The organism is Streptomyces sp. NPDC037126 (assembly GCF_055605965.1).
Window position 1 is genome coordinate 132,486 of the sequence record NZ_JBVJTD010000011.1, and the last position, 13,128, is coordinate 145,613.

Genomic DNA, 13,128 nt, shown 5'->3' on the forward strand with positions numbered 1-13,128 from the left:
CGCCAGCACGACCACAGGACCGGCCAACCTCGTGAGCTCCTCGTTCTCCACCAGGCGCCTGCCGCACCTCCAGGTGCGGCAGGGGACCCGTGGCGCTTACCGACTGGTCCGTACCCCGCCGGCCCGACTGGATCCCCCTCCACTGGACGCCGCCCAGCGTGCCGTGGTTGACCACAGGTCCGGACCGCTGCTCGTCCTCGCAGGTCCGGGCACCGGCAAGACCACCACCCTCGTCGAGTCCGTGGCGGCCAGGATCGCCCGTGGCGGTGACCCGGAGCGGATCCTCGTGCTGACGTTCAGCCGCAAGGCCGCCGTCGAGCTGCGCGACCGCATGGCCCTGCGCATCGGCGCGGCCCACGCGCCGCGGGCGACCACGTTCCACTCGTACTGCTACGCGCTGGTGCGCGCCCACCAGGACAGCGGCCTGTTCGCCGAGCCGCTGCGCCTGCTCTCCGGCCCCGAGCAGGACGTCACGGTCCGCGGGCTGCTCGCCGGTCAGCCGGAGCTGGAGCGGCTCGGGCTGAACCACGTGCGCTGGCCGGACGAGCTGCGCGCCTGTCTGACCACACGCGGCTTCGCCGACGAGGTCCGCGCCGTCCTCGCCCGCAGCCGCGAGCTGGGCCTCGGCCCGGACGCCCTGGACGCCTTCGCCCACCGGATCGGCCGGCCCGACTGGCGGGCAGCCGCCGCCTTCCTCGCCGAGTACCTCGACGTGCTCGACCTCCAGGGCGTGATCGACTACGCGGAACTGGTCCACCGCGCGGTCCTGCTCGCCCGGCGCCCCGAGGCCGCGGCCGAGCTCGCCGCCCGGTACGACGCCGTGTATGTCGACGAGTACCAGGACACCGACCCCGCCCAGGTACGGCTGCTGCACGCCCTGGCCGGCGGCGGACGCACCCTCGTCGCCTTCGGGGACCCCGACCAGTCGATCTACACCTTCCGGGGCGCCGACGTGAACGGCATCCTCGACTTCCCGGCGGCCTTCCCGCGCATGGACGGCCGCCCAGCCCCCGTCGAGGTGCTGCGCACCTCCCGCCGCTCCGGCGCCGACCTGCTCGCGGCGACCCGGCTGATCACCCGGCGCATGCCGCTGCCCCGGCTGCCCGCCGACAGGGTCCGCGCCCACCGCGAACCGGCCGCCGTACGGGACGGCGGACGCGTGGAGGTCCACACGTACCCCACCCCGGGCACGGAACTGGACAACATCGCGGACATCCTGCGCCGCGCGCACCTGGAGGACGGCGTCCCCTGGGGCGACATGGCCGTCCTGGTACGCGCCGGATCCCGCACCCTGCCGACCCTGCGCCGCGCCCTCACGGCGGCCGGCGTCCCCCTGGACATCGACGGCGACGACCTGCCCCTGCGGCACGAACCGGCGGTGGCCCCCCTGCTGACGGCCCTGCGGGCGGTGGCCACGGCGGAGGCACGTGGCCCGGCGGAGGAACGGAGCCTCGCGGAGGGGGCGCCGGCGGAGACCCGGCTCCTTGAGGAAGAGGTTGCGGCGCAGGCGTCGCACCTCGAAGAGGTGGAGACCCAGAGCGAAGAGGCGCAGACCCAGAGCGCCGAGGAAGAGGCAACGGCCGAGGCGTCGCGCCCCGGGGAGACGGTCCCGGCGGCGGACGCGCAGACCACGCGCGCGTGCTGGCTCGACACCGAGACCGCCCTCACCCTGCTCGCCTCGCCGCTCGCCGGCATGGACACCGCCGACCTGCGGCGCCTGGGGCGCGCCCTGCGCGAGGAGGCGCGGGCCGCCGGGAACCCGCTGCCGCCGCCCTCCGACGAACTGCTCGCCCAGGCGCTCGCCGAGCCCGAACGGCTGGTCGTGCACGACCCGGCGTACGCGCGCGGGGCCCAGCGCCTCGGCGCGCTGCTCCGCACCGCCCGCGAACGCCTCGCGGGCGGCGGCACGGCCGAGGAGGCGCTGTGGGACCTGTGGGAGGGCACGCCCTGGCCCGCCCGCCTGGAGCGGGCCGCACGGCGCGGCGGCGCGGCCGGCCGCAACGCCGACCGGGACCTGGACGCCGTGTGCGCCCTGTTCGCCACCGCCGCCCGCGCCGAGGAACGCACCGGGGGCCGCGGCGCGCTGAACTTCCTGGAGCAGATCGACGCCGAGGACATCGCCGCCGACACGCTCACCCGCCGCGCGGTGCGCCCCGACGCCGTACGCCTGATGACCGCGCACCGCTCCAAGGGCCTGGAGTGGCGGCTGGTCGTGGTCGCGGGCGTCCAGGAGGGCCTGTGGCCCGACCTGCGCCGCCGCGGCTCGCTGCTGGAGGCCGACCGCATCGGCCGCGACGGACTCGCCGAACCGCTGACCCCGGGCGCGCTGCTCGCCGAGGAGCGCCGCCTGTTCTACGTCGCCGCCACGCGCGCGCGTGAACGACTCGTCGTGACCGCGGTGAAGGCGCCGGCCGACGACGGCGATCAACCGTCCCGGTTCCTGACCGAGCTGGGCGTCGAACCGAAGGACGTCACCGGCCGCCCCCGCCGCCCACTGTCCGTGGCCGCGCTCGTCGCCGAGCTGCGCGCCACCACCGTCGACCCACGCGTGTCCGACGTGCTGCGCGAGGCCGCCGCCCGCCGGCTGGCCCGGCTCGCCGCGCTCGCCGACGAGGACGGCCGCCCGCTGGTGCCGTCCGCCCACCCCTACCGCTGGTGGGGCATGTTCGAGCCGACCGAGAGCAAGGTGCCGCTGCGCCACCGCGACCAGCCCGTCGTGCTCTCCGGCAGCGCCCTCGACCAGCTCGCCAACACCTGCGCGCTGCAGTGGTTCCTGGGCCGCGAGGTGAAGGCCGACGCGCCCGCGACCACCGCGCAGGGCTTCGGCAACGTCGTCCACGTCCTCGCCGACGAGGTCGCCTCCGGCCGCACCCCCGCCGACCTCGACGTCCTGATGGAACGCCTGGACTCGGTGTGGAACGCGCTCGCCTTCGACGCGCCCTGGAAGTCGCAGCAGGAGAAGGCCAACGCGCGCGTGGCACTCGAACGCTTCCTGAACTGGCACGTACTGGACCGCGTCGGCCGCACCCCGGTCGCCAGCGAGCAGGACTTCGACGTCACCCTGGAAGCCGGCGACTACCAGGTCCGCATCCGCGGACAGATGGACCGCGTCGAGACGGACGCCGACGGCCGTGCCTACGTCGTCGACTTCAAGACCGGCAAACAGGCCCCCAGCGCGGCGGAGGTGGCCCGCCACCCCCAGCTCGCCGTCTACCAGCTCGCCGTCCGGGAGGGCGCCGCCGACACGGCCTTCGACGGGGTACGGCCCGAAGCGGGCGGCGCCGAACTGGTGCACCTCAGGCAGGCCGCCGCCAAACGCGACGGCGGCGACGACCTGCCCAAGGTGCAGACCCAGGAGCCACTGGCGGGGGAGTGGGTCGGCGAGCTGCTCGCCACCGCCGCCGGCAAGGTCCTCGACGAGCGCTTCGCCCCCAGCACCGGCCAGCACTGCACGCACTGCGCGTTCCGCGCCTCGTGCAGCGCCCGGCCCGAGGGACGGCACGTGGTGGAGTGACCCAGGACACGCGGCGATCCGGCCACACACAGGGGTGACGCACAGCACCACCCGTGCTGACCTGCGCTTCTTCGGTCCCGGGAGGTCGCTGTGTCCTCGACTGTCAGTGCCCGCCGCTAGCCTCTTTCGACATGTCCGCCCGTATCACCGATCCCGAGCAGCTCAAGGAGCTCCTCGGCATCCCGTTCACCCCGGAGCAGACGGCCTGCATCACCGCGCCGCCCGCCCCGCAGGTGATCGTGGCCGGAGCAGGATCGGGCAAGACCACCGTGATGGCGGCCCGTGTGGTCTGGCTGGTCGGCACCGGACAGGTCGACCCGGCACAGGTCCTCGGCCTCACCTTCACCAACAAGGCCTCGGGCGAGCTGGCCGAACGCGTCCGCAAGGCGCTGATCAAGGCCGGCGTCACCGACCCCGACGCCATCGACCCGGACGACCCTCCGGGAGAGCCGGTCATCTCCACGTACCACGCCTTCGCCGGCCGGCTGCTGACCGACCACGGACTGCGCATCGGCCTGGAGCCCACCTCCCGGCTCCTCGCCGACGCCACCCGCTACCAGCTCGCCGCACGCGTGCTGCGCGAGGCACCCGGCCCCTACCCGGCACTCACCCGCTCCTTCGCCGACCTCGTCAGCGACCTGCTCACCCTTGACTCCGAACTCGCCGAACACCTCGTCGACCCCGAGGAGTTGCGGTCCTGGGACGCGGACCTCCTGGACACCCTTCGCAGCGCCAAGCTCACCAACGCCGACCTGCGCAGGATCCCCGAGACCGCCGCCGCCCGCCGGGAACTCGCCGACCTCGTGCGGCGTTACCGCACCGCGAAACGCGAACGCGACCTGCTCGACTTCGGCGACCAGATCGCCCTGTCCGCCCGCCTCGCCGCCGTCCCCGAGGTGGGCCGTCTGCTGCGCGAGGAGTTCCGGGTGGTGCTCCTGGACGAGTACCAGGACACCTCCGTCGCCCAGCGCGTCCTGCTCGCCGGCCTGTTCGGCGGCGGCACGGGCCACCCGGTGACCGCCGTCGGCGACCCCTGCCAGGCCATCTACGGCTGGCGCGGGGCCTCCGTCGCCAACCTGGACGACTTCCCCCAGCACTTCGCCCACGCCGACGGCCGCCCCGCCACCCGGCAGGCACTCAGCGAGAACCGCCGCAGCGGCGGCCGCCTCCTCGACCTCGCCAACGGCCTCGCCACACCGCTGCGCGCCATGCACGCGGGCGTGGAGGCCCTGCGCCCGGCCCCCGGCGCCGAACACGACGGCACGGTCCGCTGCGCCCTGCTGCCCACCCACGCCGAGGAGATGGACTGGATCGCCGACTCCGTCGCCCACCTCGTGCGCACCGGCACGGCACCCGCCGAGATCGCCGTGCTGTGCCGTACGGCCACCGACTTCGCCGAGATCCAGGGCGCCCTCGTCGCCCGTGACATCCCCGTCGAGGTCGTCGGCCTGTCCGGGCTGCTGCACCTGCCCGAGGTCGCCGACCTCGTCGCCGTCTGCGAGGTGCTGCAGGACCCCGGCGCCAACGCGGCCCTGGTGCGCCTGCTGACCGGGCCCCGCTGGCGCATCGGTCCCCGCGACCTCGCCCTGCTGGGCCGCCGCGCCCGCCTGCTCGTCGCCCACGCGCGCGTGGACGGCACCGACGATCCGGACCGCCGGCTCGCCGCGGCCGTGGAAGGCGTCGACCCCTCCGAGGTGATATCACTCGCGGACGCCCTCGACACCTTCCTCGAATCACCCATGGAGGGCGGCTACGGGGAAGACGGCGACGACGGGCTGCCGTTCTCCCCGGACGCGCGCGTGCGCTTCGCCCGCCTGGCCGCCGAACTGCGCGACCTGCGCCGCTCGTTGGCCGACCCGCTGATGGACGTCCTGCACCGCGTCCTCGCCGTCACCGGCCTGGAGGTGGAGCTGTCGGCGTCCCCGCACGCCCTGGCCGCCCGCCGCCGCGAGACCCTGTCCAACTTCCTGGACGTCGCCGCCGGATTCGCGGCCGGCGACGGCGAGGCCACCCTGCTCGCCTTCCTCGGCTTCCTGCGCACCGCGGCCCAGTACGAGAAGGGCCTCGACAACGCCCTGCCCGGCGGCGAGAACACCGTCAAGGTGCTCACCGCGCACAAGTCGAAGGGCCTGGAGTGGGACGTCGTCGCCGTCCCCGGGCTGGTGACCGGCACCTTCCCCAGCGCCCAGGGCCGCGAGAAGTGGACCGCGCAGGCCAAGGTGCTGCCGCACGCCCTGCGCGGTGACACCGACACCCTGCCCGACGTCGACGGCTGGGACGCGCGCGGCATGAAGGCCTTCCACGAAGCCATGAAGGACCACCAGCACACCGAGGAACTCCGCCTCGGCTACGTCACCTTCACCCGCCCACGCTCCCTCCTGCTCGGCTCCGGCCACTGGTGGGGCCCCAGCCAGAAGAAGAAGCGCGGCCCCTCCGACTTCCTCCAGGCCCTGTACGACCACTGCACCGCGGGTCACGGCGAGATCGAGGCCTGGGCGGACGAACCCGCCGAGGACGCGGAGAACCCGGCCCTGCACACGGCCGGCGCCGACCAGGTCTGGCCGCTGCCCCTCGACGACGCGGCCCTCGCGCGCCGCCGCGCGGCCGCCGAGACGGTCCTCGCCCACCTCGACACCATCGCCGCCGGGGACGGCGCCCCGCCGGCCGCCCACGACCCCGCCGCCTTCGACGACCCCGACTGGCCACCGCCCCCGGACGACGAGGACCCCTACGGCGAGGCCCCTCACGGCGAGGCCCCGTACGGCGAAGCCCGCTACGGCGAGGACCCGTACGAGGAGACCGCACGTCACCCGGACGAGCCGCCGTATGACGACGCCCCACACCCGGACGACCCCGCCGACTGGGACTCCTGGAGCGCCGGCCGGCCGGCCGTGCCCCACCAGGCACCCGCCCCCACGGCACACGGCCGTCCCGGCGAGCCCCGCCGGCAGCCCCCCCTCACCCCGGAAGAGACGCGGCTCATCGCCTCCTGGGACCGCGACCTGGACGCACTCACCGGGGAACTGCTGCGCGCCCGCCGCGCCGTCACCGACGTACCGCTGCCCGCCACCCTCACCGCGACCCAGCTGATGCGCCTCGCCGAGGACCCGGACGGGCTCGCACAGGAACTCGCGCGCCCCATGCCGCGCCCCCCGCAACCGGCCGCGCGCCGAGGCACCCGGTTCCACGCCTGGGTGGAAGCACGCTACGAAGAGCTGACGCTGCCCCTGCTGGAACCCGACGAGCTGCCCGGCAGCGACGCCGAGATCGCCGACGAGGCCGACCTCGAAGCCCTGAAGGAGGCCTTCGAACGCACCGAGTACGCCCGGCGCACCCCGTACCGCGTCGAGACCCCCTTCCAGCTCACCCTCGCCGGCCGCGTCGTCCGCGGCCGCATCGACGCCGTCTACCGGATCGGCGACGGCACGACGGCGACGTACGAGATCGTGGACTGGAAGACCAGCCGCACCCGCGCCGCCGACCCGCTCCAGCTCGCGGTCTACCGGCTGGCCTGGGCCGAGCAGCAGGGCGTACCGCTCGACTCCGTCACCGCCGCCTTCCTGTACGTGCGCAGCGGCGAGGTCGTACGCCCCCGGAACCTCCCCGGCCGGGCCGGGCTGGAACGGCTGATCGCAGGCGAGCCGGAAGAGGCACACGACGCAACGGAAGTGACACGGCCCGCATCCTGAGTGTGACGAACCCCCGCCGACGATGTCGGTGCGGGCGGATAGGCTCGTGAGCATGAGCCAGACCCCGGACAGCGCCGTCCACACGTACATCGAGCAGCACCGCGCCGCCTTCCTCGCCGACCTCACCGCCTGGCTGCGCATCCCCTCCGTGTCGGCCCAGCCCGACCACGCGCCCGACGTACGGCGCAGCGCCGACTGGCTCGCCGCGAAACTCGAGGAGACCGGCTTCCCGACCACCGAGGTCTGGCCGACCCCCGGAGCCCCCGCCGTCTTCGCCGAGTGGCCCTCCGACGACCCGCAGGCACCCACCGTGCTCGTCTACGGCCACCACGACGTGCAGCCCGCGGCCCGCGAGGACGGCTGGGACAGCGACCCCTTCGAACCGGTCGTCCGCGAGAACCGTCTCTACGCGCGCGGGGCCGCCGACGACAAAGGCCAGGTGTTCTTCCACACACTCGGTGTCCGCGCCCACCTCGCCGCCACCGGCCGCACCGCCCCCGCGGTCAACCTGAAGCTCCTGATCGAGGGCGAGGAGGAGTCCGGCTCCCCGCACTTCCGCGCCCTGGTGGAGGAACGCGCCGAGCGCCTCGCCGCCGACGCCGTGATCGTCTCCGACACCGGCATGTGGGCCGAGGACACCCCGACCGTGTGCACCGGCATGCGCGGCCTCGCCGAGTGCGAGATCCGCCTCTACGGCCCCGACCAGGACATCCACTCCGGATCATTCGGCGGTGCCGTGCCCAACCCCGCCACCGCGGCCGCCCGCCTCGTGGCGGCTCTGCACGACGAGCACGCGCGCGTGGCCGTCCCCGGCTTCTACGACGGCATCATCGAGCTGACCGACCGCGAACGCGAGCTGTTCGCCGAGCTGCCCTTCGACGAGCAGCGCTGGCTGCACACCGCCAAGTCCCACGCCCCCCACGGCGAGGCCGGGCACACCACCCTCGAGCGCATCTGGGCCCGCCCCACCGCCGAGGTCAACGGCATCGGTGGCGGCTACCAGGGCCCCGGCAGCAAGACGATCATCCCGTCCTCGGCCATGGTGAAGCTGTCCTTCCGGCTCGTCGCCGGACAGGACCCCGGCCACATCGAGAAGGCCGTCCGCGCCTGGGCCGCCGAGCAGGTGCCCGCAGGGATCCGGCAGGAGATCACCTTCGGCTCCGCCACCCGCCCGTGCCTCACCCCCCTCGACCACCCCGCGCTGCAGTCCCTGGCCCGCGCCATGGGCCGCGCCTTCCAGAGCCCCGTCCGCTTCACCCGAGAGGGCGGCTCCGGACCCGCCGCCGACCTCCAGGAAGTCCTCGGCGCCCCCGTCCTCTTCCTGGGCATCTCCGTCCCGTCCGACGGCTGGCACGCACCCAACGAGAAGGTCGAGCTCGACCTGCTCCTCAAGGGCGTCGAGACCAGCGCCTACCTGTGGGGCGACCTGGCCGACAACTGGCGACCCGCACCCTGACCGGCTGGCGCCGCACGGAAGGCCGCCGCGCGCGGGGCACACTGGAGGAACCGCCCCGCACGCCCCGCCCACGCCCGACGCGGTGCCCCTCCGTCCCACGTCCCGCCGAACCGCCCGCCCGAAGAACCGCCGTACTGGGGGAGTTGGAAGCACCCGTGACCACCTGGACCGACCACACAGCCGACCGACCCATCTCGCTTACCGCCCCGAGCGGCATCGACCGCGCCGCCCACCACCGGCTGGACGAGGCCTGGCTCGCGGCGGCGTGGAGCCATCCCACGACCCGCTGCTTCGTGGTCTCCGGCGGCCAGGTGCTCATCGACGAGACCCCGGACGGCCGGACCGAACTCGTCATGACGCCCTCCTTCGAGGCCCCGCTCACCGAGGCCCACCGCTACTTCCTCGGCATCGACGAGGAAGGCGTGGCCTACTTCGCACTCCAGAAGGACGCACTGCCCGGCCGCATCGACCAGTCCGCGCGCCCCGCGGGCCTGCGCGAGGCGGGCCTGCTGCTGTCACAGCGGGACATCGGGCTCATGGTCCACGCGGTCGGCCTGGAGAACTGGCAGCGCACCCACCGCTTCTGCTCCCGCTGCGGCGAGCGCACCGTCATCGCCGCCGCCGGCCACATCCGCCGCTGCCCCGCCTGCGGCGCCGAGCACTACCCTCGCACCGACCCGGCCGTGATCATGGCCGTCACCGACGCGGACGACCGCATCCTGCTCGGCCGCCAGGTCCACTGGCCCGAGGGCCGCTTCTCCACGCTCGCCGGCTTCGTCGAGCCCGGCGAGTCCATCGAGCATGCGGTGCGCCGCGAGGTCTCCGAGGAGGTCGGCGTCACCGTCGGCAACGTCGAGTACGTGGCCAGCCAGCCCTGGCCCTTCCCGTCCAGCCTCATGCTCGGCTTCATGGCCCGCGCCACCACCACCGAGATCGAGGTCGACGGCGACGAGATCCACGAGGCCCGCTGGTTCTCCCGCGAGGAACTCCACGAGGCCTTCGAGTCCGGCGCCGTCCTGCCGCCCTACGGCATCTCCATCGCCGCCCGCCTGATCGAGATGTGGTACGGCAAGCCCCTGCCGACGCGCAGCTTCGTCTGAGCGGACCGGAGGTGCCGGACGAGCCGTACTGGAACCACAACGTCCACTACCACCGCGCCGTGCTGGCAGCCGTACCCGACGGCTGCCGCACGGCCCTGGACGTCGGCTGCGGCGACGGCCTCCTCGCGCGCAAGCTCGCCACCCGGGTACGGACCGTCACGGGCGTCGACCGCTCACCGGAGATGATCCGGCAGGCCCGCGCCCGGCAGCCCGGCAACGTCACCTTCGTCGAGGCCGACTACCTCGACGGCGGCTCGCTCCCGCAGGGCGCCTACGACTGTGTCAGCGCGGTCGCCGTCGTGCACCACGCCCGCTTCGAGGACGCGATCGGCGCCCTGACCCGGCTGATCCTCGTAGGGCTCGCGTACAACCGCACCCCGCTGGCCTGGATGATCAGCGGCTGCGGAGTGCCGGCGAGCCGCCTCCACGCACGCCTGCACGGCGGCAAGGGCGGCCCGGACGGCATGCCCATGGAGGACTCGGCCATGCACTGGGGCGAGATCCGCGAGGCCACCCGCCGGCTGCTGCCGGGCAGTCGCTACCGGCGGCGGCTGCTCTGGCGCTACACGGTCGTATGGGACAGGACGCGGCAGAGCGGCCCCTGACCGATCAGGGGCCGCCCTGCTTGTGCCGTCGCGGAAGCCGCGGAAGCCTTACGCGGCGAGCTTCTGCTTCACCTGAGCCAGCGACGGGTTCGTCAGCGTGGAGCCGTCCGCGAAGAGCACGGTCGGGACCGTCTGGTTTCCGCCGTTCGCCTTCTCCACGAAGGCCGCGGAATCCGGGTCCTGCTCGATGTTGATCTCGGTGTAGGCGATGCCCTCCCGGTCCATCTGGCTCTTCAGCCGCCGGCAGTAGCCGCACCAAGTCGTGCTGTACATCGTCACAGTGCCCTGCATGTCTCTCGCGCTCCTCAAGGCAGCTCGGAAAGTTCGTCCAGGAGGAGAACGTAAGCCACCGGCCGCCCCATTCCCGCCGGGGGTATGCACCCCAGCTGTGACACCTGCCGCATTGGTACGACGAGATGCCCCCGCCTGTGGACAACCGACGCAGCCGTCCCGGGCGACCTGGCAGCATGGCGGTGTGACACCAGCAACGCACCCCACCCTCTTCCCGCAGGGCACCGGCAGCCCCCAGTGCTCGGCCACGCCGAGCGGGGCCGACGCCGTGCTCGAAGGGCTCGACCCCGAGCAGCGCGAAGTGGCCACCGCCCTGCACGGCCCGGTGTGCGTACTGGCCGGAGCGGGCACGGGCAAGACGCGGGCGATCACCCACCGCATCGCCTACGGGGTGCGCGCCGGGATCCTGCAGCCCTCCAGCGTGCTCGCCGTCACCTTCACCAACCGCGCCGCCGGAGAGATGCGCGGCCGGCTGCGTCAGCTCGGAGCCCAGGGCGTCCAGGCCCGCACCTTCCACTCCGCCGCCCTCCGCCAGCTCCAGTACTTCTGGCCGAAAGCCATCGGCGGCAGCCTGCCCCGGCTCGTCGACCGCAAGATCCAGCTCGTCGCCGACGCGGCCGCCGCCCTCGGCACCCGACTCGACCGCGGCGAGCTGCGCGACGTCACCGCCGAGATCGAATGGTCCAAGGTCACCCAGACCATCCCCGCCGACTACCCGTACGCGGCCGCGAAGGCCGGCCGCGAGACACCCCGCGACCCCGCCGAGATCGCCCACCTCTACGCGGCCTACGAAGACCTCAAACGCGACCGCGCCGTGATCGACTTCGAGGACGTCCTGCTGCTCACCGTCGCCGTCCTCCAGGACCGGCACGACATCGCCGACCAGGTACGCAGCCAGTACCAGCACTTCGTCGTCGACGAGTACCAGGACGTCAGCCCCCTGCAGCAGCGACTGCTCGAACTGTGGCTCGGTGAACGCGACAACCTCTGCGTCGTCGGCGACGCCAGCCAGACGATCTACTCCTTCACCGGAGCAACGCCCGACCACCTCCTCGACTTCCGCGCCCGCCACCCCGCCGCCACCGTCGTCAAACTCGTCCGCGACTACCGCTCCACCCCCCAGGTGGTCCACCTCGCCAACGGCCTGCTCGCCCAGGCCCACGGCCGCGCCGCCGACCACCGGCTGGAACTCGTCTCCCAGCGCCCCGCAGGACCCGAACCCCTCTACACCGAGTACACCGACGAGCCCGCCGAGGCCGAGGGCGCCGCCCGCCGCATCCGCGAACTGATCGACGCGGGCGTCCCCGCCGCCGAGATCGCCATCCTCTTCCGCACCAACTCCCAGTCCGAGACCTACGAGCAGGCCCTCGCCGACGCCGGAGTCCCCTACCAGCTACGCGGCGCCGAACGCTTCTTCGACCGCCCCGAGGTGCGCAAGGCCGGCATCGCCCTGCGCGGCGCCGCCCGCTTCGGAGGCAACGACTCCCTCCTCGACGACACCGTGGACCTGCCCTCACAGGTGCGTGCCGTGCTCTCCGGAGAAGGCTGGACCAACCGGCCACCGGCAGGCTCCGGAGCCGTCAGGGAGCGCTGGGAATCCCTCGCCGCCCTCGCCAACCTCGCCCACGACCTCGCCACCGCCAGACCCGGCGCCACCCTCGCCGACTTCGTCACCGAACTGGACGAACGGGCGAACGCCCAGCACGCCCCGACCGTCCAGGGCGTCACCCTCGCCTCCCTGCACGCCGCCAAGGGCCTGGAATGGGACGTCGTCTTCCTCGTCGGCATCGCCGAGGGCATGCTGCCCATCACCTACGCCAAGACCGACGAGCAGATCGAGGAGGAACGCCGCCTCCTCTACGTCGGCGTCACCCGCGCCCGGGAACGGCTCCACCTCTCCTGGTCCCTGTCCCGCTCACCCGGCGGCCGCCCCAACCGCCGCCCCAGCCGCTTCCTCGACGGCCTGCGCCCCGGCACCACCCCCACCGTCGGCCACAGCGGCGCCGGAGCAGCGGGCGGCGTCGAGCGCGGCACCGTCGTCGGCACCGCCGCCGTGCCCCGGCGCACCCAGCGCACCCCCGCCCGCTGCCGCGTCTGCGGCCGCACCCTCACCGACGCGGGCGAGATGAAACTGATGCGCTGCGAGGACTGCCCCTCGGACATGGACGAAGGGCTCTACGAACGGCTGCGGGAGTGGCGGTCCGTCCAGGCCGGGGCAAGCGGACAGCCCGACTTCTGCGTCTTCACCGACCGAACCCTGATGGCCATCGCCGAGACACGGCCCGAGAGCCCCGCGGAGCTGTCCCGCATCCCCGGCGTCCTCAGCCGCAAGCTGCGCAGCTACGGAGCCGATGTGCTGGCCATCTGTGCAGGTCAGGATCTTGACAGCGACGACGAGGACGACTGATACGAACTCGTCGGAAAAATAGTTTGCGCACGCCCCAGCAATCCCCATAGGTTCTAGGCACGGAAG

The 13,128-nt window shown here is 73.6% G+C and carries 7 protein-coding genes; 6 read left to right on the forward strand and 1 reads right to left on the reverse strand.

All coding sequences use genetic code 11. From position 1 onward, the window contains the following. Positions 1-31 precede the first annotated feature (31 nt). From ACZ7FF_RS24130 to ACZ7FF_RS24150, 5 genes are all read left to right on the forward strand, one after another. Positions 32-3,514: an ATP-dependent helicase gene (locus tag ACZ7FF_RS24130; protein ID WP_470814337.1), complete on the forward strand. Its 3,483-nt coding sequence runs from the start codon at positions 32-34 to the stop codon at positions 3,512-3,514. A 131-nt stretch (positions 3,515-3,645) separates the two neighbouring features. Beyond that, the gene (locus ACZ7FF_RS24135; RefSeq protein WP_470814338.1) at positions 3,646-7,203 is read left to right on the forward strand and encodes a UvrD-helicase domain-containing protein; all 3,558 of its coding nucleotides are present in this window, start codon (positions 3,646-3,648) and stop codon (positions 7,201-7,203) included. Between the two features lie 52 nt (positions 7,204-7,255). Continuing rightward, positions 7,256-8,659, forward strand: coding sequence for a dipeptidase (locus ACZ7FF_RS24140; RefSeq protein WP_470814339.1), 1,404 nt, complete (start codon positions 7,256-7,258; stop codon positions 8,657-8,659). 155 nt (positions 8,660-8,814) lie between these two features. Then, the gene (nudC, locus tag ACZ7FF_RS24145) at positions 8,815-9,759 is read left to right on the forward strand and encodes an NAD(+) diphosphatase (RefSeq protein ID WP_470814340.1); all 945 of its coding nucleotides are present in this window, start codon (positions 8,815-8,817) and stop codon (positions 9,757-9,759) included. Between the two features lie 11 nt (positions 9,760-9,770). Next, positions 9,771-10,364 carry a class I SAM-dependent methyltransferase gene (locus ACZ7FF_RS24150; RefSeq protein ID WP_470814341.1) on the forward strand — a complete coding sequence of 198 codons (594 nt, stop codon included), beginning with the start codon at positions 9,771-9,773 and terminating at the stop codon, positions 10,362-10,364. Positions 10,365-10,412: 48 nt separating this feature from the next. Here the strand turns inward: ACZ7FF_RS24150 and ACZ7FF_RS24155 are convergent, their stop codons facing one another. After that, positions 10,413-10,655: a mycoredoxin gene (locus ACZ7FF_RS24155; protein WP_189818175.1), complete on the reverse strand. Its 243-nt coding sequence runs from the start codon at positions 10,653-10,655 to the stop codon at positions 10,413-10,415. 184 nt (positions 10,656-10,839) lie between these two features. On the opposite strand from ACZ7FF_RS24155, the gene ACZ7FF_RS24160 reads away from it, so the two are divergent. Then, positions 10,840-13,062 (forward strand): ATP-dependent DNA helicase UvrD2, encoded by a 2,223-nt coding sequence (locus ACZ7FF_RS24160; RefSeq protein WP_470814342.1) that lies wholly within the window; start codon positions 10,840-10,842, stop codon positions 13,060-13,062. The last annotated feature ends 66 nt before the right edge of the window (positions 13,063-13,128 follow it).